This is a genomic window from Vibrio sp. HDW18 (assembly GCF_011306175.1).
In the GTDB taxonomy this organism is placed as follows: Bacteria; Pseudomonadota; Gammaproteobacteria; order Enterobacterales; family Vibrionaceae; genus Vibrio; species Vibrio chanodichtyis.
This window is the reverse complement of the sequence record NZ_CP049913.1, coordinates 2,266,205-2,292,646: the sequence shown is the minus strand read 5'-3', so window position 1 is coordinate 2,292,646 and position 26,442 is coordinate 2,266,205. Positions and strand designations below refer to the sequence as shown.

Below are 26,442 nucleotides of genomic sequence, written 5' to 3'. Positions count from 1 at the left end.
GCGAATGACTGATCACAGATTAACGGGGCGATCAGCCAACATACCTTGTTGAACAATAAAATCGATCACGGTTTTTAAGCCATCACCGCGAATCAAATTGGTAAAGACAAAGGGTTTTTCACCGCGCATTTTTTTGGCATCACGGTCCATCACCTCTAATGAGGCATTCACCATTGGAGCCAGATCGGTTTTATTAATGATCAGCAGATCAGACTTAGTGATCCCAGGCCCGCCTTTGCGTGGAATTTTATCCCCAGCACACACGTCAATCACATATAAGGTCAGATCAGAGAGCTCCGGGCTAAAGGTTGCACTTAAGTTGTCGCCACCACTTTCCACCAGCACTAATTCCAAGCCCTGATGACGCTGATGCAACTCATCAATCGCCGCGAGATTCATCGACGCATCCTCTCGGATCGCGGTATGTGGGCAGCCGCCCGTTTCAACGCCGATGATGCGATCTTGATCCAGTGCCTGATGGCGCATCAAAAATTCGGCATCTTCTTTGGTGTAAATATCATTGGTCACCACCGCCAAATTGTAATGTTCACGCATCGCTGAACATAACTGACGTAGCAATGCCGTTTTACCCGAACCGACCGGGCCACCAACCCCCACGCGTAAACATTGTGTGCTCATATTAACTCCGAAATAATCTTGAATATTGCGTCTCATGCCATGCACTTACCATGGCAAAATTAGGTAACGTCAGGCCAATCTTGTCATCATTGACCGTCAGCCCGACGGTGATCGTTTGTTCGATTAACGGCATCATCGCCAACAGCACTTGCTGCGCCGCTGTCTGGCCAAGCGGTATAGTTTTACACGCCACCGTGACTTGATTTTCTAGCCAAGACCACAGCCATCCCGTCGCCGCCATCGGCAGCGGAACGTTAAAGTGAACACAAGCTTTGGCATATAGCGGTAGATAGCTTAAGTTTTGTGCCTGGCTACCCAGTTCAACCTTTAAACTCACCAATAAACGATGCAGGGTTTGCCCCAGTTTTTGCTCTTCCAGCACCAGCTCGGCCGTTTCACGATTCGCCAGTAGCACTTGTTGCCAATAGGCAATCTGCTCAACATCTTGCTGCTGCCACGCCTGATAAAAGCGCTTGAGTAGCGGCAATTCCAAATGAGCTTGTCCACTGCGCAGCAAAGGTGCAAGCCACGCCTGTAAACTCTCTTGATCCTCCACCCAACCGAGCTCAACGGCCCCTTCTAGCCCTTGGCTATACGCAAATGCGCCAATCGGTAAACTGGGACTGCAAAGATGCAGCAAAGATAACAGCGCACCAATCTGCATTAGTGATGATGTCCCCGCTCCTGCTGAGCATGTGATGAATGATGGGCATGATCCTGCTCATGGGAATGCGAGTGAGCATGCTCATGTACGGGGTGAAAATGGGGCTTGCTGCTGGTATGATAGGCACCATTTTCTGGGCAAAACTCTGCCATCTGAGCCTCACAAACCAGTCCCATCATGCAAACCATTTGCTGTAAAACATGATCGGGCTGAAAGCGTAACCAAAGCTCGCCAATTTCCATCGGCACATGGCGATTACCCATGTGGTAACACACTTTGGCAAAAGTTTGCCAATCATCGCTTGTGGCGGTGATGACCGGCTCTTGTTGCGCGACGACTTGCAAAACCTGACCACACTCGGTGTGCAGATAGTCACCCTGTTTGAGTAGCGCACCACGCGGTAAAAAGATCCCAACATCCAGCCCTGACTGACTGACGATTCTAAAGCGACCTTTTTGACGCAAGGCATAAGGCAGTACCACTTTATCGAGCACCGCACTGTGGCAATGATCGGAACGTCCTATCACTTTCAACATACAACTCTCCTTGGTGAAATTGACTCAAGTTGGTTTGAGTCATGATCTGGGGTTTAAAACAACCAGTAACGCTGGGCTAAAGGCAGTTCACTTGCCGGATCGCAGGTTAATGCTTGACCATCGGCTTTCACTTCATAAGTCTGCGGATCGACACTGATCTGTGGCATATAGTGGTTATGGATCATGTCGTGTTTAGTCACGTTGCGACAATTTCGACAAGCGACCAGCTGTCGTTTCAGTCCAAGCTTTTGTGCCAAACCTGCGCCAACGGCCGCTTGGCTGGTGAAGGTGACCGAGGTTTGCGCCGCCGCACTGCCAAAACCGGCAAACATCGTGCGATAATGCACCGGCTGAGGAGTGGGAATTGACGCATTGGCATCGCCCATTGGAGCGGCAGCAATAAAACCACCTTTGATGATCAGCGCTGGTTTAACCCCAAAAAAAGCGGGCTTCCACAATACAATATCCGCCAATTTACCGACTTCCAGTGAACCCACCTTATGCGCGATCCCATGGGCAAGCGCTGGATTAATCGTGTATTTGGCGATGTAGCGTTTGGCGCGAAAATTATCGGCCTGGCGTGCTTCATCTTCGGGTAGCAAGCCGCGTTGCACTTTCATCTTATGCGCGGTTTGCCAAGTGCGACAGATCACTTCGCCAACCCGGCCCATCGCTTGTGAGTCGGATGAAATCATCGAAAATGCCCCCAAATCATGCAAAATATCTTCGGCAGCAATCGTCTCTTTACGGATCCGCGAGTCAGCAAATGCCACATCTTCAGGAATATTGGGATCGAGATGGTGACACACCATCAACATATCGAGGTGTTCATCCACCGTATTCACCGTATAGGGACGAGTGGGATTGGTTGACGATGGCAGTACGTTTGCTTGCCCACAAGCCACGATAATGTCTGGTGCATGTCCACCGCCCGCCCCTTCAGTGTGATAGGTATGGATGGTGCGCCCTTTAAAAGCGGCTAAGGTATCTTCGACAAAGCCCGATTCATTTAACGTATCGGTATGAATGGCCACTTGCACATCGTACTGTTCAGCCACTGCCAAACAGTTGTCTATTGATGCCGGTGTCGTGCCCCAATCTTCATGCAGCTTTAAGCCACAGGCACCCGCTTGCAGTTGCTCTTCTAGGGCGGCAGGTAAACTTGCATTACCCTTGCCTAAAAAGCCAAAATTCATCGGCATCAAATCGGTGCTACGCAGCATCTGGGCTAAGTACCATGCCCCCGGAGTACAGGTAGTTGCATTGGTTCCGGTAGCTGGGCCAGTGCCGCCACCTAACATGGTGGTGGTGCCAGCCATCAAAGCTTCTTCAATTTGCTGTGGGCAGATAAAGTGAATGTGCGCATCAATCGCCCCTGCGGTGACAATGTGCCCTTCTCCGGCAATCACTTCGGTACTGGCACCGATATGGATGGTCACGTTAGGCTGAATATCTGAGTTACCCGCTTTGCCGATCGCGTGGATGTTGCCCTCTTTGATACCAATATCGGCTTTGACTATCCCCCAGTGATCTAAAATCAGCGCGTTGGTGATCACGCAATCAACCACTTCCGCTCGGCATTTTTGGCCTTGGCCCATACCGTCACGGATCACCTTACCGCCGCCAAATTTCACTTCATCACCATAGGTGGTGTAATCCTCTTCAACTTGAATCCACAGCTCAGTATCGGCCAGCCGAACTTTGTCGCCCGTGGTTGGGCCATACATATCGGCGTAAGCCGCCCGCGAGATTTGTGCCATGTTATGCTCCTTACACCTTACCCATTACTGCCGCGCGAAACCCATACACCTCTTGGTCGCCAGCCAGTTCCACCAATTCGACATCGCGGGTTTGCCCCGGCTCAAAACGAACAGCGGTCCCCGCCGCAATATTCAAACGCATACCTCGGGTTGGCGCGCGCTCAAAATCGAGGGCGGGATTGGTTTCAAAAAAATGGTAATGGCTGCCAACTTGGATCGGCCGATCACCATGATTGACCACCGAAATACGTAAGGTGTTGCGCCCGACATTCAGTTCAATAGGATCGGATTGCAATTGATATTCTCCCGGTTTCATCGCGCCTCCTACTGGATCGGATTGTGAACGGTGACCAGCTTGGTGCCATCCGGAAAAGTGGCTTCGACTTGCACCTGATCCAACAGCTCAGCAATCCCATCCATCACTAAGCTTTTGTTTAACCAGGTACGCCCTTCACTCATCAATTGCGCAACACTTTTACCCTCGCGTGCCCCTTCCATAATCGCGGCGGCAATGTAGGCACTGGCCTCTGGATAGTTAAGCTTTATGCCTTTGGCTAAGCGGCGCTCGGCGACTAACGCTGCGGTAAACAGCAGCAGCTTATCCTTGTCTCTTGGTGATAATTCCATCGTATCCCTCTACAATTGCGGTAAATTAGGTATTCCAAATTCTCGGTGGGCAAGCCGGCTTTCCCAGCAGTTGAGGCCGTAACTGCTGCCAGCACGCTCTTAATTGTTGCTGTGCCTGCTGACTACAATCACCCAAATAGCGCACCACAATCACTCCCAAGCGATGAGTGACACTTAGCGTTGCTGATTCAAATAGCGAACTAAGCCTTAAGCTCGTCACCGCAGCATCAGGGTCGGCCATTCCAAACACCAGCAAAGTGCCGGAGACCAAATGCTGATTAAAGCCACTCATGGCACGCAGTAGTGGATCATCAGCCGCCAGATATTGCCGCTCAAGCAAGATCGGCTGATCGTGCAAATAAATGGCTAAACGTTGCTCAACACTGCCGCTGACAAAAGGCTGTAAGCTTTTCGGGCGGCCAAGGCAAAATACATCCAGCCCGACAAATTTAGACTCACCATACAAATTGATCCGGGTGGAAAGCAGGCCGTGCGCACCATCAAACACTATGGTTTCCATCGGTAACCATTCACAATCGGCGTTATGTACATCAATCTGCACTTGCTGGCGCTGCGTGCCGCCTTGGCTATCAGCACGATAGATCTTGCCCGCCGATGGCGTGGTCAACAGCACATGGCTACCGGGCTGACAAGTGATGTCTATACGCAAATCATCACCGGAAACCAGCCCGCCGGGAGGGTGCAAAAGATAAACATGACACACCTCCTGTTCAGGATAAAAAGGGCGCTGTACACGTAGCGGGCCTTGGAAAGCCATCTGCGGCATGCGGGTTTGCTCACCATCGTGATCAAATCCCAAGCAGATCTTAGCCGGCCAATGGCGCTCGGTTTGGGTACTGAGATCAAAGCGAGATCGTCTCATATCGCGCTACACCGTGAGATATTGTTTGACCAGATCTGGGCTGAGTGCGGCCATTTCACCGCTTGCCACTTGGCGGCCACGGTCCAGCAGCGAGAAGCGATCCGCCACTTTTCGAGCAAAGGGTAACTTTTGCTCGACCAGCAGGACCGTTAAGCCAATCTCTTGATTTAAGCGACGGATAATGTCACCAATTTCAGCCACCACATTGGGCTGAATGCCCTCGGTAGGCTCATCTAGAATCAATAATTTAGGGTTAATCACCAGCGCGCGGCCAATCGCTAATTGCTGCTGCTGTCCACCGGATAAATCCCCGCCACGCCGGTGCAGCATTTGCTGCAACACAGGAAACAGCTCATAGATAAAATCAGGAATGTTTTTACACTTATCACCGCGCACGGGTAGCCCAATCCGCAAATTTTCTTCAACACTCAGCAAAGGAAAAATTTGTCGACCTTGTGGCACATAGCCAATGCCCAGTGGTGCCCGTTGTTCGGCGCTCAAGCGGGTAATATCTTGGCCTTGGTATTCAATTTGCCCGCTTTGGGTTGCCAGTAGCCCCATCACACATTGCAACAAGGTGGTTTTGCCCACGCCATTACGCCCCATCAGGCAGGTGCATTGCCCCTCTGGCACGTCAAGATCCAAATCCCATAAGGTGTGGCTTTGCCCGTAGAACTGATTTAATCCTTTAATGCTTAACATGCGGCGTCCCCCAAATAGACTTCAACCACTTTGGGGTTGCTCTGTACTTGATCCATGCTGCCTTCAGCCAATACTGAACCTTGATGGAGCACCGTCACCTGCGAGGCAATGGAACGCACAAAATCCATATCATGCTCGACCAGAATAATCGTTCGCTCTCCAGCCAGACTGGTCAGCAGCTCTGCTGTACGATCCATCTCTTGATGGGTCATTCCCGCCACAGGTTCATCGACCAAGAGCAGCTTCGGGTTTTGCATCAGCAACATGCCGATTTCTAACCACTGCTTTTGTCCATGGGATAATGCCCCTGCTAACAAGCTGCGCTGAGCCACTAAGCCAATTTGTTTGAGCACATAATCGATATAATCGATGTCTGAAGCCGAGAGTTTGGCAAACAAACTGGCACGCACGGTTTTGGCTCCCGCCATTGCCAGCTCAAGGTTATGAAATACCGTTTGCTGTTCAAATACGGTCGGTTTTTGAAATTTACGGCCAATCCCAGCTTGGGCGATTTGTGGCTCGCTCAATTCGAGTAGATCAATATTCTGCCCAAACCATGCGCTACCGCTATCTGGGCGCGTTTTGCCGGTAATGATGTCCATCATGGTGGTTTTACCTGCACCATTAGGGCCGATAATGCAGCGCAATTCGCCCTCGTTGATGTACAAATTCAAATTATTGATCGCTTTAAAGCCATCAAAACTGACGGTTAATCCTTCCAGATACAGCAAGCAGCCATGCCCAACCGTCAACATCGGATTGACTTTAGGCACCAAGAAATCATAAACCCGCTCTCTATCGGTGATGGATCGGCTCAATGCTCTTAAGCTCATGCGCGTACCTCCTTGGTTTTGAATAGCCCAACCACCCCTTGTGGTAAAAACAACGTAACCAGCACAAATAGGCTGCCAAGGCTAAACAGCCACACTTCGGGCAATGCTGCGGTCAGATAGGTTTTGGCATAATTGACCGCCAAGGCACCGACCACCGCACCGTATAAGGTTGCACGTCCACCTAACGCGACCCATACCACCAATTCAATTGAGTTGAGTGGTGAGAATTCTGAGGGGTTGATAATGCCGACTTGCGGTACATACAAGGCACCGGCAATGCCCGCCAATACGGCTGAGAAAGCGAAAATCGCCAGTTTGATGTTTTCTACTTTATAACCCGTAAACCGTGTGCGCGATTCCGCATCTCGGATCGCCAGTGCCACTCGCCCTAAGCGGCTGACTACGATAAAACGGCATGCAATATACCCAAGCCCCAGCGCAAGGCCAGACAGCACAAATAGGCCAATACGGGTAGCGTTAGCTTGTAAATCAAAGCCGAGCAGATCTTTAAAATCGGTTAAGCCGTTATTGCCGCCCAGCCCCATCTCATTGCGAAAAAAGGCCAGCATTAGTGCATAAGTCAAAGCCTGAGTGATGATCGACAAATACACCCCAGTCACCCGCGAACGAAACGCTAACCAGCCAAACACCAAGGCCAATAGTCCAGGCACGGCGACAATCATCAGCGCTGCAAACCAGAACTGGTCAAATCCGTGCCAAAACCAAGGCAACTGTTGCCAGTTGAGAAACACCATAAAATCGGGCAGTTCTGGGTGACCGTAAATGCCACGCTCGCCAATTTGGCGCATTAAATACATGCCCATCGCGTAGCCACCCAAAGCAAAAAATGCCGCGTGACCTAAGCTCAAAATGCCGAGATAGCCCCACACTAGATCCACCGCCACCGCCAATAAGGCGTAAGTCAAATATTTGCCGATTAAGGTGATGGTGTAAGTAGAGATGTGTAGGACACTGTTTGAATCAACCAGCATATTCAATGCGGGAACCACACATAACGCGCTCGCCAGAACCAACAGAAAGGTCATGGTCGAGCGATCCAATAACTTAGGTTGATAGACCATGCTTATCCCTCCGCGGAGCGCCCTTTTTGAGGAAACAGTCCTCGGGGCTTTTTCTGAATAAATAGAATGATGAACACCAGAACCAAGATCTTGGCCAATACCGCGCCCGCCCAAGGTTCTAAAATTTTGTTGGCAACCCCAAGCGACATTCCCGCCACCAGCGTGCCCCACAAATTGCCAACCCCGCCAAACACCACCACCATAAATGAATCAATAATGTAAGCTTGACCTAAGTTGGGGCCAACGTTGGTTAACTGACTTAACGCCACCCCAGCAATGCCAGCAATCCCTGAGCCTAAACCGAAGGTCATCGCATCGACCCACTCAGAACGCACGCCCATGGCACGAGCCATACTGCGATTTTGCGAGACTGCCCGCACCTCAATCCCTAAGCGGGTGTAGTTCAAAATCAGGTACAACAGGGCAAACACCATTAAGCAAAATACAATGATGTATAAGCGGTTTAACGTCAGACTAAGCAGCGGAGTGATTTCCAACACGCCTTGCATAAATTCGGGAGTGGCCACCGAGCGATTTAGTGGTGAAAACACACTGCGCACCGCTTGTTGTAAGATCAAACTGATCCCAAACGTGGCCAGTAGCGTTTCTAAAGGGCGACCATATAAAAACCGCATCACTCCTCGCTCAATCAGTACTCCGACCGCGGCGGAAACCACAAATGCCAACGGGATAGCAATCATGATTGATAATCCAATCTGCTCCGGCATTAGCGTTTGCACCACATAGGTGGTATAGGCACCGAGCATAATCAGTTCACCATGCGCCATATTGATCACCCCCATTACCCCAAAGGTGATCGCCAGACCAATCGCGGCCAATACCAAAACCGATCCGAGGCTTAAACCAAAAAACAGCGTTTGCGCCAAATCCGCTACTTTTTCTCGTTGCTCAATCCGACTTAGCGCGCCGCGTGCCGCATCGTTCAAAGCGCTATCCGGATGTGTCTCAATAAACTGCTGCAAAGCATTACGTGCCGCAGGTTGATAACTGGATTTCAGCGTATCCATCGCTTGCGCCAATCGTGTCGGATCACTGCTGTGCTGCACATCGTAGATGGCTAACGCACTCAAGCCCAGCGCGCTCACTTTGGCATTCGATTCTTGCGCTATGTGTGTGTGCAATAACTGATAACCGGCCTCATCCAGCGTACCCATTAACTGGTTGAGCGCCTTAATTCGCCGCGCTGGATCAGGATGAGTAATACTCAACTGCGCAATCGCCGCTTTTAACTGACCGCGCAGACGGTTGTTGATCGCGACTTTTTTAATCGCGCTGCTCATCACCTGCCGCTCATCAGCGTCGCTGCCAAACAGTGACAAAATGGTGTAATCACTGCCTTGTTTAAGTTTAATCACCACCAAATCGGCGTTGGATTGCTCAACATACAATTCACCATTGAGCAGTTGGCTTAACACATCCACCGCACGTGGATCGCCACTGTGGAGTAGGCGATTAACCCCCGTTTCGATGTGATTAAATTTAAGCATCGCGATCGCTTGTAGCCCTTGATCAAATTCAGAACGATTTTCAGCCTGAGCCAAACTGCTTATCAACAAGACAGTGATGCCGAGAACGCCCAAGCGAACCCCATTTCTGATGGCGCGCGCGATAGCATAGATTCGCAAAATGAACACCATGAATAACCCTTTCTCACTCGGCTTATCTCTAAGCCTTATCGGTTCAATGTTGGCGGATGGTCACGGCGGAGAAGTGGGGCTTGCACCCCACTTATTGCGTTAACCACGCGACGAGGATTAATGACTCGATACCATTAATAACCCGCTAGTAGTTCTGCCCTGAGCATTTACCGGTTTTGACGTTGTAGTTACCGCAGCTCAGTGGCGCACGCCAATCTGAGATCAGATCTTTGGAGCCAGGAAGGTAATCAGACCATTCATCACCCACCACTAACCCTGTGGTTTCCCAAACGGTTTGCAGCTGGCCATCGGCTTGAATTTCACCGATCAGAACCGGTTTGGTGATGTGATGGTTTGGCATCATGGTTGAGTAACCGCCAGAAAGGTTGGCCACCGATGTGCCGATCAGTGCATTTTGCACTGCGCTCGCCTCAGTAGTGCCTGCCGCTTCCACTGCTTTTACCCACATGTTGAAACCGATATAGGTGGCTTCCATCGGATCGTTGGTGACTCGTTTGTCATCCTTGATGAATTTACGCCAAGTTTGAATAAAGGTTTGGTTGGCTGGTGCATCAACACTTTCAAAGTAGTTCCATGCGGCTAAGTGACCCACCAGTGGAGTAGTATCAATGCCTGACAGCTCTTCTTCACCAACCGAAAACGCAATCACTGGAATATGTTCCGCGCTAATCCCTTGGTTACCCAATTCTTTATAGAAAGGAACATTCGCATCACCATTAATGGTCGAAACCACCGCGGTCTTTTTACCCGCTGAGCCAAATTTCTTAATATCAGCGACGATCGACTGCCAATCCGAATGACCAAATGGCGTGTAGTTGATCATGATGTCGGAGGGCGCCACGCCTTGCTCAAGTAAATAGGCTTCTAAAATTTTATTGGTGGTACGCGGGTAAACATAGTCGGTACCGGCCAGCACCCAGCGTTGCACACCTTGATCAATTAAGTAATTGACGGCCGGAATTGCTTGTTGGTTTGGCGCAGCTCCGGTGTAAAACACGTTTTTCGACGACTCTTCGCCTTCGTATTGCACCGGGTAAAACAAAATACTGTTCAGCTCTTCAAATACCGGCAGCACCGATTTGCGCGAAACGGAAGTCCAACAACCAAAGACTGCGGCGACTTGCTCTTTGGCAATCAGCTCACGCGCTTTTTCCGCAAACAGCGGCCAGTTGGAGGCAGGATCCACCACCACTGGCTGTAATTTTTTACCCAGTAAACCGCCTTTTTTGTTTTGCTCATCGATCAGCATCAGCATGGTATCTTTCAGCGTAGTTTCACTGATCGCCATGGTGCCGGACAATGAGTGCAACACTCCGACTTTAATGGTATCCGCGGCGAGTGCCGACGTACTGAACAGTGCACTACTGAGTAATGAGGTACTGATTAGTGGCGCGGTCAATACCGCATTAGCGAGGAATTTCCGTATCATTTTTCACCTTCCCTTGACGAATAAATGGTCCGAACTTACACCTCCAATCGCCGCGATCCTCGCGGGTATCAAAAGCAAGTTCGCACCAAGTATCAGAGAAATAGCCCGGCAACGGTATGCGCAGATTGCGCATCTGTCCTACGTTAAACAACGCATATTCGATGCAAAAAATTCGCGCTATACTCGCGCGGGCGTGTTAAGCCGCATGCGATCGCCGCAGCCATCATTGCTCGCAGCGTCCAACGCTTGTGCTAACATAGCGAGCTCTGCAAGGAATGCAGAGCGCAGCATAAAGGATGAAGAGAAAGGCCATGCCGAAAGTTCCTATCACGCGCCGGCGTTATAACACCCTAGTGGCTAATGAGTTACTGGAAGATTTTGCCCTGCGTTTTACCGCCAAGCGCGCCAGGAAATGGTCGCTTGGCTGGGTCGCTAACACCGCCTTAGGCATTGTCTCGTTTCTGGTATTAGAAGCACTCGGCGCAACCATCACCCTTAATTACGGTGTCACCAACTCACTATGGGCAATTGCTGGGGTCTCGCTGGTGGTGATCTTCAGCGGTGCTCCGATCTGTTATTACGCGGCCAAATATGGCGTGGATATTGATCTGCTTAGCCGCGGGGCGGGTTTTGGTTATATTGGTTCGACTATCGTCTCACTGATTTATGCCTCCTTTACCTTCATTTTTTTCGCACTCGAAGCGGCGATTATGGCGATGGCACTCGAACTGCTGTGGGCGATCCCACTGTGGTGCGGCTATCTGATCAGCGCCGTGATCGTTATCCCACTCGTGACGTTAGGCATTGCCAATATCGGCCGCTTGCAAATGTGGTCACAACCGCTGTGGCTGTTACTGCAACTGGCGCCACTATGGTTCGTCTTCAGCCATCCCAATACTCAGATTGACCAGTGGCTCGCTTACGGCGGCTTAGAGCAACATTCCGCTCAATTTGACTGGTTACTGTTTGGGGCCGCCTCAGCGGTGTTACTGGCTGTGGTGGCACAAATTGGCGAACAAGTTGATTTCTTGAGGTTTTTGCCAGAGAAAACCGCAGCGACATCCTCTCGATGGTGGGCTGCAATGCTGATCGGGGGGCCCGGCTGGATGCTCTTCGGTGCATTAAAAATTGCCCTCGGCAGTTTGTTGGCTTGGCTAGCGATCCAACAGGGCATCGCGCCCGATCTCGCCAAAGATCCCGCGCATATGTACGTCAATGTGTTTGGCTATATGACCGATAACACTCAATTAGCCCTGATTGGCGCAGGAGTGTTCGTGATCATTTCCCAACTAAAAATTAACCTTGCGAATGCCTACGCCGGTTCGCTGGCTTGGTCAAATTTCTTCTCGCGCCTGACTCACCATCACCCCGGTCGCGTCGTGTGGATGATGTTCAATGTGCTGATTGCGCTACTGCTGATGCAACTTGGGGTGTATCGCTTGATTGAACAAACCCTGCAAATCTATTCGGTGCTGGTATTGTCTTGGGTAGGCTGCCTCGTCGCAGATTTAGTGATTAACAAGCCGTTGGGGCTTAGCCCAGCGCATATTGAATTTAAACGATCCAAATTGTATGACCTAAACCCTGTCGGCCTCGGCTCAATGTTAATTGCCTCTCTATTTGGCTTGTCGGCACATTTTGGGCTTTATAACGAGATGCTCAAAGCATTGGCTTCATACCTGGCTTTTGCGATCCCGCTACTCACCGCGCCACTGATAGCCCTTGCCACGCGTAGCCAATATTACTTAGTTGTGGATCACACGCCGCCCATACAAGCCACCGAACAGCGCTGCGTGGTCTGTGAGCACAGCTTTGAAACGGAAGATATGGCCCACTGCCCCGCCTATCAAGGCAATATCTGTTCACTTTGCTGCTCACTGGATGTCCGTTGTCATGATCAATGCCGCCCAAAAGCGACACTCAATGCACAAATTAAGCAGGCATTAAAACCTTACCTACCGATAACTTGGATCAATCAGCTCTCCTCTTCTCTGAGCCAATTTATGCTCGTGATGGCGATCATGAGTTTCGCGATTGGTACCATTTTAGCTCTAGCCTACACTCAAGTACCGAGCTTAGAGCCGAGCAAAATGGACTCACTCGCGCTCAGTTTATATAAAGCGTTCGCGTTGCTGCTGATCCCAACCGGCATCATCAGCTGGCTATTGGTGCTGGCCAGAAATAACCGCCACCTTGTGATGCAAGAGCTGCAAACCCACAGCGACTTGCTGTCGGATGAGATCAGCGCGCATCAGCAAACCTCACATCAATTGGTACGCGCTAAGAAAAAAGCCGAACATGCCAATGATGCGAAAAGTCGCTATCTCGCCGGTCTCAGCCATGAATTAAGAACGCCCCTCAACGTACTATTAGGCTATGCCCAGTTACTCAGTCACGATCCCGAACTCAGCCCACAAAAACGTCAATATGCCGCAACACTAGAAAGAAATGGTAAGCATCTCGGTGACTTACTCGAAAGCTTGCTGGAGATTTCTAAAATTGAAGCTGGCCGTTTAGAGCTGCAGCGGGAGACCTTTAATCTTCACGCCTTGTTACAACAATTGGTCGAGATGTTTCGCTGGCAAGCCGAACACAAAAAACTCCGTTTTCAATTCTATGCGGTCAGTCATCTGCCGGTGTTTATCAGCGGCGATCAACAGCAGCTAAGACAAATTCTGATCAATATGCTGACTAATGCGGTCAAATACACCACCGAAGGATCGATCGATTTTTCCGTCACCTACCGCAATCAGGTGGCACGTTTTAGTGTCAAAGACACCGGGATTGGCATTAGCGCCCAAGATCAATTGCTGATTTTCCGTCCCTTTGAGCGCATTCAATCTGAGCAAACCAAGCATGTCAGTGGTACCGGTTTAGGCCTTACCATCTCTCATGCATTAGCAGAGCTCATGGGCGGTGAAATTGAGTGTGTCAGTGAAATCGGCCAAGGCAGTACCTTCACCTTGAAAATGATGCTGTCTGAAGTGTATGACCACATCGAACCCGTGGCGTTAATCGATAACGATGTCATCGGCTATCAAGGAGCGCGCAAAACCCTGTTGGTGGTCGATGATCTTGCCGATCAGAGCACCTTAATCAGCCATATGCTCAGCCCGCTTGGGTTTACTATAGTGCAAGCTAGCTCAGCGCAAACTGCATTAGCCGTCGCGGCCAAACAAACCATCGACCTGTTTATGTTGGATATTTTTATGCCACACATGAATGGCTGGCAGTTAGCGATCAAATTAAGACAGCAGCATTACCACCAGCCGATCTTAATGCTTTCGGCCAATATTCAAGAGTTGGAAACCAATCATCAACTGTGCCGTTATCACAATGGTTATTTGACCAAACCGGTGGCATTACCACTGCTGCTTGGCAAACTGAGCCAGTTACTCCAGATTGATTGGATTTATCAACTGCCAAATGCCAGTTCTTCACCGCAGCCCGATACCCGCTATCCCGATCAAGCGGAACTTTATCAACTGAAAAGTTACGCGGAGATTGGCTTTATGTCGGCATTCTGTGAGCGGCTCGACCACTTAGAGCGCCATGGTCATCAAGGCAGCCCATTTATCACCACACTGCGAGAGCAAGCACGCGAGTGCCGTTTTGCTCACATCGTTGAACAAATTAATGGATTAATCAAAGAATGAGCGGCTTCTCAGCAAAAAACATCATCGCCCTAGTGGTGGATGACTCCCCAGAGTCATTGGGCATGCTCAATGCGAATCTCAATCAAGCAGGGCTTAGCGTACTGGTCGCACTCGATGGCTATCAAGCGCTATCAATTGTCGACAAAATTCAGCCCGATATTATTTTGTTAGATGCGGTGATGCCCAAATTAGATGGTTTTGAAACTTGCTTGCGATTAAAGGAAAAACTGCCCGCCACACCGATCATCTTTATGACTGGCCTGAATGACTCCCAGCATGTAATTAAAGGCTTTGAAGCTGGCGGGGTCGACTATATGACCAAACCTGTGGTGCCAGCAGAGGTACTCGCGCGCATTCGGGTACATAGCCACAACGCGCAAGTGGCAAAATCAGCACAAGCCGCGCTCGATTATGCCGGTCAGTTTCTGTTTTGCGTTTCTCAGCACGGCGATTTAGCGTGGGCCACGCCACAAGCTCAGAAGCTGTTGTGTGAGAGCAATCACTGCGCTGATAGTGCCTATCATCTCACCCAAACTTGGGCACAGCTACAAACCGACATTGCGCGCTGGCTGAATCAAAGTGATACCGCAATACCATTAACGCTGACTCAATTTGACTCGCCACTTGAGGCCAGCTTGGCCGGAGAGCATGACCACAACCACCAATTGATCCGGATCCAGTTGCCGAAACAAGCCGGAACGGCAGAAGATTTACGCGTGGAGTTTAATCTGACTAAACGTGAATCCGAAGTGCTGTATTGGATCTGTTTTGGCAAAACCAACTGGGAAATTGCCCAAATACTTGCGATGAGTCCACGCACCGTGAATAAGCATCTCGAACAGATCTATAAAAAGCTCGCGGTCGATAACCGCACCTCCGCCGCCAGCATGTCGGTGCGTGTGTTGGATCAACCGCGCAATGAATGGTGAATAAAACTCAGCGAACTATCGGTATGTAAGGGCACCAATCACCTTGCGATTTGACGCTCGCCCATTTTGTCCCGATCACTGCGTTATATGTCCTTTAAGCCACTGTTTGCCAATCGCCAATCACCTAAAATAAGCACCACTGAACTCTTCCACCTATCGAGAGAAATACGATGAAATTAAGCACTTTACTCAGTTGTGTTGTTTTAACCTGCGCCACGTTGAGCACATTGACATTCGCGGCCGATAGCTATCAACATTTACGCAGTGCGACCGGAAAACTGCACATTGCCAATAAAACATTTTTAATTGACCCTATGCTCGCCAATAAAGGCGCCTATCCCGGCTTTGAAGGCTCACACAACAGCCACTTACGCAATCCATTAACGGATCTGCCTCTGACTGTTGAAAAAATCTATCATGATGTTGATGGCGTGATTGTTACCCATACCCACCTTGATCACTGGGATCCTGCCGCGCAAGATCAATTACCAAAATCGATGCTGATCATTGCCCAACATGAGCAAGATGCTCAGTTGATCCGCGCACAAGGATTTAGCAATGTCCAAGTGCTGCACGATACACTGCAAGTGGATAACGTCACCTTAGTCAAAACCCATGGTGCACATGGCACGGCAGAAATGTACGCCACGCCACTCGCAGAATTGTTAGGAGAAGCCATGGGCGTGGTTTTTAAAGCCGAAGGCCATCCAACCACTTATTTGGTAGGAGATACGGTATGGACCGCCGATGTGAATAAAGCCATCTTCAAACATCAGCCTCAGGTGCTGATTGTCAATACGGGTGATGCGCGCACGCTCGCCTTCCCGGATGATGGCATCATCATGAGCAAACAAGACATCCGCCGCGCTTACGCTATGCTGCCAGAGGCAAAAATCATCACAGTGCATATGGATGCAGTTAACCATATGACAGTGACCAGTGATGAAATGCGAGCTTATGTCACTGAAAACAAGCTAAGTGATCGCGTGATTGTGCCAAAGCAAGGTGATGTGATTAAACTCTAAGCCAATAATCAACCACAGGGCTATAGTGACTATTACCCTGTGGTTTTTGAGCGCTGTTTTTAGAGTTCTATTGTTTGAGATAACTTGTGATGCCTTATATGACCAAACACACTCCCCCACGGGTCAGCGTGGTGGTATTTAATCACTTTAGTCCCTTCCATATTTCGGTTCCAAGCTTAGTCTTTGGCCCAGAAACCTTACACCAAACCCTCTTTGATCTGCAGTGGGTGGCTGGCGAGGAAGGACCACTCCTGTCCAATCTTGGGATGGAAATTCATACCCAAGTGGGTTTAGCGGCGCTTGAGCACAGCGATATTATTATTGTTCCCTATTGGCGAGCGGCGGATGAAAAGCCCAACCCCGCTCTACTGAGTCACTTGCGCCGTGCACATGCGCGTGGGGCATTAGTCGTCGGTTTGTGCCTCGGTGGCTATGTGCTGGCTTATGCCGGCTTGCTGGCGGGTAAGCGAGCGGCGATGCATTGGGAATTAGAGCAAGATTTTACCCAACGTTTTGTAGACACCCACCTAGATACCAATGCGCTGTATGTCGAAGATGGCGGCGTGATCACCTCGGCTGGAACCGCGGCGAGTATTGATTGCTGCTTATACATTGTCCGTCAATATTACAGCAGCACCATCGCCAACCGCCTCGCCAGACGCATGGTGGTCGCTCCGTATCGTGCTGGCGGACAAGCGCAATTTATTGACCGGCCAATCCCTGTTACCACTTCAGATTCAAGGATCAACCAATTACTCGTCACTATCCGCTCACAACTTGATCAAAAATACAATTTAGATGAATTAGCCAATTCGACCGCCATGACTCGCCGAACCTTCACGCGCAAATTCCATAAGGCTACCGGCATGGCATTCGGCGAATGGCTGATCAGTGAGCGGCTCAATCTAGTACAAGAACTCCTTGAATCAACCGATTTATCATTAGAACAGATCGTTGCCAAAACCGGTTTTAGCTCGGCCATGCTGCTGCGAGAAAAATTCAAATTGCGCTATGGCGTCAGCCCAAATCAGTGGCGAAAATCATTCCATCAATCCGCTTAGCCGCAATCGCTCAAGTAATTCCGGCCTCTAGGTTCGAAATCGCTGGATATACTGACTAAGCGCAGCCGACATTTGCGTGAGCTGCTCACAGGCTTGATAAGCTATTTTTTCATTTTGGCTCATATTGGCGACGATCTGATTGAGATCAGTCATGGTGTCGTTGACAGAACTGATCACTTGCGTTTGTTGCGTGACCAGATCTGAAACGCTTAAATTGTGGTTAAGGATATGGTCGATGGCTATGGTCATCTCATCGAGCAGCGCGACCAGAGTCGCAGAACTCGCTTCTGAGCTATGGCAGTTGTGCTGGGTCGAGGCCATTTTTTGATGGATCGTGTGGGTGGTCTGGGTAAATTGGGTTAACAGATCATCAATTTGGGTGGTACAAGAGCCGGTTCGTGCCGCAAGAGTTCTGACCTCTTCCGCCACGACCGCAAAACCGCGACCACTTTCCCCTGCCCGCGCCGCTTCAATCGCAGCATTTAATGCCAGTAAATTAGTTTGATCGGCAATTTGCTTAATCGTATGCAAAATATCGCTAATCGCTTGCGAATCTTGGGTAATTTGCTGCACTTGATCGGCCATCGCTTGTACATCTTGAGCGAGAGTATCCATACTGCCTGATGCGGTGCGTCCAGCCTGCGCAGATTGATTCATCTGCTGTTTAACGCTCTGCACAAACTCCGCCGCTTGCACACTGCTGTGCTGCGCCTGATTAGACAGTAAAGTCACACTGTGCATAGCTTTAACAATATCCTGAGTTTGATCACTGTGCTGCTCAGCAGACAACATGTTATTTTTCGCTTGGTCATTTAATTGCACGATAAACGGTGCAATCTCCAAGTTAGTGCGTTTAATTTGGACAAATATCTCTTGAATTTGCCCCATAAAATGATTGATCGCTTGCGATATTTGACCCAATTCATCTCGGCTATGCACGGTTAAACGTTGCGTTAAATCAGCCTCGCCTGCCGTTAAGCCTTGGACTAAATTTCTCAGCCGATCGACTGGACGCAATAATAATTGCAATACAACACTGCTTAATAGCAACATAACCAGAGCACAGCTCATTAAATAAATATTTATTTTTGTATTAATGCGTGTGGTTTGCTCAGCAATAAATTGTTGATCAATATAACTGATGAGTTGCCAGCCCCGATTGCCTATGGTTAAGGTACGCTGCGATTTTTGCAAATTAGTTACGGAGGGTTTATTGCTATAAATCATCACACCATTTTCTGCAATCAATTCAAAATAGCTTCCCTCACGGGAAAATTTTTCAATCAAAGATCCGAGCTTATGCAGGTCCAATACAAAAAAATCGACGATATTCTTTTTCTTACGCGACAAGGTTAAGCTCAATTGCTCGGCCTGCTGTACCACCTCACCGACCTGCAGCCCTTCTTGATGGGCATGAGCTAATTGAATGTATTGCTGCACCTGCTCATCGGCCATACTGCCTTCATCACTCAGCGCCATTCTATTCATAACTTTAACCACGCGAGCAAAATCCAGTTTATCTTTGGTCGATTTGATGTGCATAATCCCAAATTCAATACTATCCACCAAATTCAATTTGCCCTGTAGATATTCATTAATGTTATCTTCAATTAATGACACATCTTTCGCGATATCTTGCATTGACGATTGATAAATATAATCATTAATCACACTTTTAACACTAATAAAAGACACTGCGATAGTGGCTACGATTGTTGTCATCATCAATATTAATATTTTATTTTTGAATGCGAATAGATTCATATATAACCTGTGGGCAGTTGAATGTGGCAACCAATGAGGGAAATGTAAACAAACTGAATAATGGCAGTAAATATACGACTGAGTGATAATGATAAATAACGATCATTTAATTACGTGAAATTTAAAAAGGGCAGCAAACATGCTGCCCAAAAACATGGATTAGAACCAAGCTTCAATTTGTACGCCAAATTTAATATCGTCTTGATCACGACCATCATTAAATGATTTTTCTTCATTATCTTTTAGATAACTGGCATACAGACGCATCTCTGGGCGCACAAACAAATACTCACCGGCACTCAGCACTTGTGCCACAGTGAATTTTTGTCCGCCCGATTTTTCTTCGACACCAGATTTCGATGTTTTGGTTTGTGTATAGTAGCCAAGCTCAAGCACGGTCTTATGATGCTTAGACCAAGCATACTGCGGGCGGATCACCGCCGAGAACAGATCTTCATCTTTATAAATACGATGCTCCCAAATATCATTGCCAGCATCTACCCATACATCACCATGATTTTTTGCATAACCATAAGTCAGCACATGGTTAAAGGAGATTTTTTCACTGAGATTAAAATCACCGGTATTGATGATACGATAACCTTTAGCACTGTTGACATCACCAGTCCAAGCGTCGAACCAGCCACCACCTTGTGAGACCATATTCTGCGCCAGACCACTGTCAGCGTATTGCAATACAGTTTTGTTGTAACCGCGGCTAAAGCTTTGGCTGAGCTCTGCCGTTAACATCAAGCCATTATCAAAATCTTTTCCACTCTCTTTTTCACTATCGGTCGGGTTGGGTAATGCGTAATCAATACCAAACTCGGTCCAAGCGCCTTGCCATGGGGAAAAACCAGCATAGCGAATATCGACGTAATTAATATTCACATCTTGATCTCCGCGGATAATCGCGGCAGATAACGCACCAGAACCAAGATTTAGCCCTTCAACACCAAAGCCATAGCCGGAAATATTCCAATATTTGGTATCAATAATGTGTAGATCGTGGCGTTGATAAAAGCGCTTACCCGCCCAAATCGTGGCTTCTGGCGCGGCAGCAATAAAGCCTTTAGCCTGTAAATTGAGCTGCTTGATGGCAAAGTTCGCCGAATCTTTCGCAGTCTCTTCTGACTCTAAATTGCCATCAGCCGACATAGCAAACATGCTTTCAAAGTAAAAGCTTTTGCCATCCTCATTATACAGCTCTTGCCCTAAGCCGATTTCCGAATAGGTATCAAATTCATTACCTAAACGACCTAATTTGCTCTTAGCCAACTCATCCCCACCTTTAACACCACCACCATTATTGGAGATGCCAAGGCCAGAGCGTACATAGCCAGTAAAGTCCACCGCCTGGACAGGTAGAGTCGATAAAGCAGCGAGAATAGCAGGAACCAGAGGTTTTAAGTTCATCTTCATCAATATGTCCTTAATTTTTCAGTTTTTATTGTTGTCGCCCAATACAGGCGCTTCCTTATGTTTCGCCGTTACTATAGCGAAGATCATTGTTCAGAAATTATAAATAGCTCACACTTGTGTAAACGTTACCACCAATAATTGAGAAGATGATGGTTCTGCTAAATTGATCACAAAATCATCACGGCATAAGCCCATGCTCAGCCAATAAAAAAGCCGACTCATTGCTGAGTCGGCCAGATGTTAATAAAAGCGATATGTCTAGCGCTGCAATACACAAACACCATACGCAGCTAGCGATAACACACCATCCACCTTGCTACCTGACGCCATGTTTATCAATGCCTCAGCGTGCAAATTCACCTCAACCGGATACGGATTGAAATTCATCACAAACAGATATCGACCTAGCTGGTTATGCCGCTCAGTGATCGAGACTCCGGATGGTAAATCCACATTCAAGCAAGGAGTGATTTGGTGACGCTGAGCAATAGCTCGGTAGAAATCCTGGTGGAAACGTAGATCATTTCTTGAGGCGATATAGTACGCACAACCCGAACCATACTGATGCTGAGTCACCGCCGGCGTAGCAGCAAAAAAGTCACTGCCGTAACTGGCTAGTGCCTGAGCCGTTTCCAAGTGGATCCGCTCACATAGGTGATGAGCTTGATAAGTGCCGTGCAAACCAAACTCTGTCGAGTCATCCGCGACCACAGCGACTCGCTCTTCATCGTATAAAGAATCGATCTCTTCTGCCCAGATCCCAAGCGTTCGCCGCAGCGGGCTATTTTCACCACCTGGGAAACCGCCCAAGAAGCACAGATCGTGCTGATCAACAATCCCGCTCCAATAAGTAGCCACTAACACTCCACCTTGTTGCACAAACTGCTCCAAGCGCTCCGCGACACCGGGTTTAATCAAATACAGCATGGGAGCGACAATCACTTTATAAGGTGAAAAATCGCTCAACTGTTCGATAATGTCACAGTTAATACCCTGCTCCCAAAAACCACGGTAATGTTGGTTCACGGTGTGCTCATAATTGAGCCCTTGGTTACGAGGGCCTTGCGCATCATCCATCGCCCAGCGACTTTCCCAATCAAAGATAATTGCCACTTGTGCTGCAGTGCGACTGCCGGCTAATGACGAGTGCTGCGCAAGCCATGCGCCAACTTGGGCCACCTCTTTGCCAACGCGCGTATCCACATGACCGACATGATCAACCACAGCGCCGTGGAATTTTTCCGATGATCCACGGCTTTTACGCCACTGAAAATATTGTACCGAATCCGAACCGTGCGCCACCGCCTGAATTGAAGAGAGCAGATGCATACCCGGCTTTTTCAACTTAGTGATCGGCTGCCAGTTCGTTTGACTTGGGGTGGATTCCATCAATAAGAACGGTTGCTGCTTCAAGGTTCTCATCAAGTCGTGATACATAGCGGTATAGCAGGCTAACGCTACATCATCCTCTCCCTTATGCCATAGCGGATAGCTATCCCAGGATGCAATATCAATCACTTTACTCAACTTCCAATAGTCGTAGTCGTAAAAGTATTCCATCAGATTTGCCGTGACCGGTAAGTGTGGATTCACTGCCTTAAGGGGTTTAATTTCTTGTAAACAGAAATCGGTCACTTGCTCGGTGACAAAGCGTTTCCAGTCCAAATTTTGCCCGTGAACCGCACTTTCCCCAATCGGTGATGGCGACTCTAACTGATCCCAATTTTGATAGGTGTGGCTCCAAAACTTACTCCACCATTTCTGATTCAGCTCATCTAAGCTGGTGTAGCGCTGTTGCAACCATTCACGAAAAGCGTTCTGGCAATCCGCACAGTGGCAATCGCCACCATATTCATTGGAGATATGCCAACCAATCACCGCTGGGTGGCTGGAATAACGCTCGGCTAATTGGGTATTGATAATTCGTACTTTTTCGCGATATTGCGGCGAGGTATAGCAGTGATTATGACGCCCGCCATGCAATTGTTTTACTCGCGCAGCATTAACTCGCAGCACGCTAGGATAGCGCTGCGATAACCAGGCAGGACGTGCGCCACTTGGGGTAGCCAGCAACACATGAATGTGGTTACGCGCTAGACGATCGAGTACATCATCAAGCCAAGCAAAATCAAACACGCCTTCTTGTGGCTCTAAGCTCGCCCAGCTAAAGATCCCAACCGACATCACATTACACTGGGTCTGGCGCATCAATTCGATATCTTTTTCCAGAATATCAGGACGATCCAACCACTGCTCAGGGTTATAATCCGCCCCATGCAGTAGTTGGCCAACTTTAGGCAAAATAGGTGCAAAATTTCCCATAACGACAACTCCTAACGTCATGCTTTACTGTTTTTTGAACACATTCATTGAAGGAAGCACATTGCCTTCAAAGTCAAACAGAGCTTGGTTATCCCAAGAGTTCCCTTCTTGCCAAATGTCATTGGTGTATTCCATACCGGCTTGAGTAGCCCAAGTAGCATGCTCTACCGGTAACCACGCTGGTTCCCAATAGAAAATGCCAATGCCTTTACCCTCTGGTGCGGCATTAACTAATTCCATCATATCTTTCAAAAACTGAGCTTGGCCAACCACACTCACCGGATAGCCTTCTGCTGGCTCAGCACCGGTATAAGCATTTTCTAAACTATCGCCATTGGCAGTGGTATAAGCGTAAGAGGTTTCAGCAATCACCACCGGTTTGCCATAACGGGCAATCACATCAGCAATGTTCTCTTTTACCTGCTGCATTGGACCGTGCCAGAATGGGTAATAAGACATACCAATAATGTCGAACTCGACGTTACGCTGAGTGATTTCATCAAACCACCAACGGAATGCACCATTGTCCCCAGCTTTGGCGAGATGCAACATGATTTCCACCTGTTCATCTTCTTTATATGCCGCTTTCACCGCTTTGATGCCAGCTTTTAGAAGCTCAGCTAAGCGATCAAACTCACCGCCATCGCCACCCCAACTTTTACCTTCCGGCCACAGCATGCCACTATTGAGTTCATTGCCCACTTGCACCATCTCAGGCATCACTCCTGCATCACGGTGTGCTTGCATCACCTCGGCGGTGTAGCTACCTACTTCAGCAACCAACTGATCAAAGTTGAGTGTTTCCCACCCTTTTGGTTTGACCTGTTTACCGGGATCGGTCCAGAAATCACTGTAATGAATATCGAGCAAATATTTCATGCCGTGCTCATGGGCACGCTTACCCATGGCAATGGCCCGTTGCAATGTAGAATTGCCACCACCATAGGCAACGCCTGATTCACTTTGTGGATTCACCCACACTCGCATTCTCAAATAGTTAATGCCATGTGCTTGCATGATCGCAATCGGATCTTGCTGCTGATGATCTTGATAATATTTTCCGCCTAATGCTTCGACTTCAGGGATCATCGACACATCCATGCCTTTAATAAAATTATTGGCAACCTGAGCCGGAATAATCACCGAGGATGAACTATTGGTGTCTGATTCTACTTTACCAGACTGGCATCCAGCGATTAATAGTGAACTACTCAGGACGGCAGCTAATGTCATTTTGTAGGTTACATTCATTTTTTTATCCTTTTGTACTACCTGCGGTTAAACCAGAAACAAAATACTTTTGTAGTGATAGATAAAGTATTGCTACTGGAATAGAGATTAATACTGCACCAGCCGCGTAGGTGGTGTAACTCGCGCCCATTTTTTCGACAACCAAGTTATATAAACCAATCGGCAGTGTGTAATTTTCTGGCGTACGTAAAATCGTGGTAGCCAGAATAAAGTCGCCCAATGGGCCGGTGAATGAAAACAGAGCAACTACTGCGATAATCGGTTTTGAAATAGGCATGATGATTTCAATAAAAATCCGGAAATTACCTGCACCATCCATGCGGGCTGATTCATCGAGATCTTTAGGGATCGCATCTAAATAACCTTTCATTAAATAGGTATTCATCGGGATCATTCCACCGACATATACCAAGACCAGTGCAATATGGCTATTAATCAATCCGAGCATTTGCGCTAATACAAAAATCGCGATCAAAGCTGAGAATTGCGGCACCATCTGTAATAATAGAAATAAGATCAAGCTATTATTACGTCCCTTAAAACGAAAACGAGAGAAAGCATAACCGGTACAACAGACGCTAATTAGTGTTAATACCATGGTCATCACACTAATTTTCAAACTATTCCAATACCAAGTTAAGTAAGAGACTTTATTGTTTTCAAACAAAGTTAAATAATGACTCCAGGTTGGGTTATCCGGAAAAATCGAATCACCCATAATACTATTACCAGGATAGAATGAGGCACCGACCGTCCATAACAATGGATAGATAATAATGATACTAACAATAGCAATTAGTATATAACTGAGCGTTAGCCTGATAGCATTACTTCTTTTAATACTCATTTTCAGCGCCTCTAATTGGTATCTTTAAATGAATTGGTCATGCGGAATTGCCATAGTGCAATACCTACCACAAAGATTGAGAGTAACAAGGTTATGGCGGCCGCAATAGAATATTGTGATGAAGACATCGTTAACTTGTAAATCCAAGACACTAAGATATCAGTACCGCCAGCATTACTGCCGATCACCGCTGGCCCACCATTATTAAACAAATAGATAATATTAAAATTATTAAAGTTAAAGGTGTATTGAGTGATCAAAATCGGCGCAATCGAGAACAGCACCAATGGAATGGTAATGGTCTTCATTTGCTGAAATTTACTTGCGCCATCAATAGTCGCCGCTTCATACAGATCATTCGGGATCGCTTGTAACACCCCAGTGGTCATAGCAAATACAAATGGAAAACCTAGCCAAGTTTGGATCAGGATTAATGCCGTCTTGGTCCAAAATGGGTCTGTGAGCCAAGGTTTAGGGTCAATACCAAAGAAATCTAATATGACATTATTGATCACGCCAAACGTTTCATTAAACATTCCGGTAAAAATAAGGATCGTCACAAAGCCAGGAACGGCCCAAGGTAAAATAAAGATGGTTCTAATTAATGGTTTAAATTTTAGATCTTTCTGATTGACTAAAATCGCTAGCAGCACCCCGACCGTACACTGTAATGTGGTCGCCAGTAAGGTCCAGATCACCGTCCACTGTAATACATCAAAAAATGTATTACGCCATAAATTAATTTGAAAAATATTAATAAAGTTCTTCAAACCGACCCAATCGACCAGTTTGGCTGGGGGTGAGTTATATAAATTATAGTTAGTAAAACCAATCGCAAAACCAAATACGATCGGGAAAACCACCACAAACACCAACAAAATAAATGCCGGAGTTACCATTAAATAAGGGAAACCCGATTCGATGATGGTCCGATATTGACGACGAATAGAGTGTAACTCTCGACCTTGATCACGCAGTTTACCGTTAGTATAAGCATCGTATAGTGATAAACTATAAACGCCAATACCAAACACCGACACAATAAGTGAGATGATACCTTCCGCTAGCAAGAACACGGAATTATCTTCAGGTAATGATTCACCCAAAGTAAATAAACCCCAGTAGCCCTCTTTTAAAAAGTCATAAAATACGCCATAAAAACTCAATAAAAAAACAAAAAACATGGCGGATTTAGCAAACTGTCGATTATAAAGCTGCCCTAACCCTGGAATGATCGATAACCATAACGCTATAACTCGGTGCTGAGTTTTATATTGGATATCACTTGGTGATATATCTGAAGATAAAATAGACATAATTCACATCCTGAA

The 26,442-nt window shown here is 47.8% G+C and carries 22 protein-coding genes; 4 read left to right on the top strand and 18 right to left on the bottom strand.

Annotated elements, in window-relative coordinates; genetic code table 11:
* Positions 1–12: 12 nt before the first annotated feature.
* The 12 genes from ureG to urtA all read right to left on the bottom strand — a co-directional run bounded on the left by ureG (position 13) and on the right by urtA (position 10,834).
* On the bottom strand, positions 13–639 hold the full coding sequence (gene ureG / locus G7083_RS10955) for an urease accessory protein UreG (protein ID WP_166014804.1): 627 nt from the start codon (positions 637–639) through the stop codon (positions 13–15).
* A gap of 1 nt (position 640) precedes the next feature.
* On the bottom strand, positions 641–1,303 hold the full coding sequence (locus tag G7083_RS10950) for an urease accessory UreF family protein (protein WP_166014803.1): 663 nt from the start codon (positions 1,301–1,303) through the stop codon (positions 641–643).
* A complete protein-coding gene (gene ureE, locus G7083_RS10945; RefSeq protein WP_166014802.1) occupies positions 1,303–1,839 on the bottom strand; it encodes an urease accessory protein UreE in 537 nt (178 codons plus the stop codon). The genes G7083_RS10950 and ureE overlap by 1 nt, the downstream gene beginning before the upstream one ends.
* Before the next feature lie 53 nt (positions 1,840–1,892).
* The gene (gene ureC / locus G7083_RS10940) at positions 1,893–3,599 is read right to left on the bottom strand and encodes an urease subunit alpha (RefSeq protein ID WP_166014801.1); all 1,707 of its coding nucleotides are present in this window, start codon (positions 3,597–3,599) and stop codon (positions 1,893–1,895) included.
* 10 nt (positions 3,600–3,609) lie between these two features.
* Complete coding sequence (locus tag G7083_RS10935; RefSeq protein WP_166014800.1) at positions 3,610–3,915, bottom strand: urease subunit beta; 306 nt, start codon at positions 3,913–3,915, stop codon at positions 3,610–3,612.
* Between the two features lie 8 nt (positions 3,916–3,923).
* Entirely contained in the window at positions 3,924–4,226 is a 303-nt protein-coding gene (gene ureA, locus G7083_RS10930) for an urease subunit gamma (RefSeq protein ID WP_166014799.1), read from the bottom strand.
* A gap of 25 nt (positions 4,227–4,251) precedes the next feature.
* Entirely contained in the window at positions 4,252–5,109 is an 858-nt protein-coding gene (locus tag G7083_RS10925; RefSeq protein WP_166014798.1) for an urease accessory protein UreD, read from the bottom strand.
* Positions 5,110–5,115: 6 nt separating this feature from the next.
* Complete coding sequence (gene urtE / locus G7083_RS10920) at positions 5,116–5,811, bottom strand: urea ABC transporter ATP-binding subunit UrtE (protein ID WP_166014797.1); 696 nt, start codon at positions 5,809–5,811, stop codon at positions 5,116–5,118.
* Entirely contained in the window at positions 5,805–6,644 is an 840-nt protein-coding gene (gene urtD / locus G7083_RS10915; RefSeq protein WP_166014796.1) for an urea ABC transporter ATP-binding protein UrtD, read from the bottom strand. The genes urtE and urtD overlap by 7 nt, the downstream gene beginning before the upstream one ends.
* Positions 6,641–7,726 (bottom strand): urea ABC transporter permease subunit UrtC, encoded by a 1,086-nt coding sequence (urtC, locus tag G7083_RS10910; protein WP_166014795.1) that lies wholly within the window; start codon positions 7,724–7,726, stop codon positions 6,641–6,643. Before urtC ends, urtD begins: the two co-directional genes overlap by 4 nt.
* 2 nt (positions 7,727–7,728) lie before the next feature.
* A complete protein-coding gene (gene urtB, locus G7083_RS10905) occupies positions 7,729–9,372 on the bottom strand; it encodes an urea ABC transporter permease subunit UrtB (protein ID WP_240911909.1) in 1,644 nt (547 codons plus the stop codon).
* 157 nt (positions 9,373–9,529) lie between these two features.
* On the bottom strand, positions 9,530–10,834 hold the full coding sequence (gene urtA / locus G7083_RS10900) for an urea ABC transporter substrate-binding protein (protein WP_166014793.1): 1,305 nt from the start codon (positions 10,832–10,834) through the stop codon (positions 9,530–9,532).
* 311 nt (positions 10,835–11,145) lie between these two features.
* On the opposite strand from urtA, the gene G7083_RS10895 reads away from it, so the two are divergent.
* From G7083_RS10895 to G7083_RS10880, 4 genes are all read left to right on the top strand, one after another.
* Positions 11,146–14,490 carry an ATP-binding protein gene (locus G7083_RS10895; protein WP_240911908.1) on the top strand — a complete coding sequence of 1,115 codons (3,345 nt, stop codon included), beginning with the start codon at positions 11,146–11,148 and terminating at the stop codon, positions 14,488–14,490.
* Complete coding sequence (locus tag G7083_RS10890) at positions 14,487–15,419, top strand: DNA-binding response regulator (protein ID WP_166014791.1); 933 nt, start codon at positions 14,487–14,489, stop codon at positions 15,417–15,419. Before G7083_RS10895 ends, G7083_RS10890 begins: the two co-directional genes overlap by 4 nt.
* Positions 15,420–15,589: 170 nt before the next feature.
* A complete protein-coding gene (locus G7083_RS10885; protein ID WP_166014790.1) occupies positions 15,590–16,444 on the top strand; it encodes an MBL fold metallo-hydrolase in 855 nt (284 codons plus the stop codon).
* 98 nt (positions 16,445–16,542) lie between these two features.
* Complete coding sequence (locus G7083_RS10880; RefSeq protein WP_166014789.1) at positions 16,543–17,505, top strand: helix-turn-helix domain-containing protein; 963 nt, start codon at positions 16,543–16,545, stop codon at positions 17,503–17,505.
* Between the two features lie 27 nt (positions 17,506–17,532).
* Here the strand turns inward: G7083_RS10880 and G7083_RS10875 are convergent, their stop codons facing one another.
* The 6 genes from G7083_RS10875 to G7083_RS10850 form a co-directional block, all read right to left on the bottom strand.
* Complete coding sequence (locus G7083_RS10875) at positions 17,533–19,230, bottom strand: methyl-accepting chemotaxis protein (RefSeq protein ID WP_166014788.1); 1,698 nt, start codon at positions 19,228–19,230, stop codon at positions 17,533–17,535.
* A gap of 198 nt (positions 19,231–19,428) precedes the next feature.
* Complete coding sequence (locus G7083_RS10870; protein WP_166014787.1) at positions 19,429–20,691, bottom strand: maltoporin; 1,263 nt, start codon at positions 20,689–20,691, stop codon at positions 19,429–19,431.
* 258 nt (positions 20,692–20,949) lie between these two features.
* Positions 20,950–23,013, bottom strand: coding sequence for a beta-galactosidase (locus G7083_RS10865; RefSeq protein WP_166014786.1), 2,064 nt, complete (start codon positions 23,011–23,013; stop codon positions 20,950–20,952).
* A 24-nt stretch (positions 23,014–23,037) separates the two neighbouring features.
* The gene (locus G7083_RS10860) at positions 23,038–24,264 is read right to left on the bottom strand and encodes a glycosyl hydrolase 53 family protein (RefSeq protein WP_166014785.1); all 1,227 of its coding nucleotides are present in this window, start codon (positions 24,262–24,264) and stop codon (positions 23,038–23,040) included.
* Positions 24,265–24,268: 4 nt separating this feature from the next.
* On the bottom strand, positions 24,269–25,111 hold the full coding sequence (locus G7083_RS10855) for a sugar ABC transporter permease (RefSeq protein WP_166014784.1): 843 nt from the start codon (positions 25,109–25,111) through the stop codon (positions 24,269–24,271).
* Between the two features lie 11 nt (positions 25,112–25,122).
* Positions 25,123–26,427, bottom strand: coding sequence for a sugar ABC transporter permease (locus tag G7083_RS10850; protein ID WP_166014783.1), 1,305 nt, complete (start codon positions 26,425–26,427; stop codon positions 25,123–25,125).
* Positions 26,428–26,442: the final 15 nt, after the last annotated feature.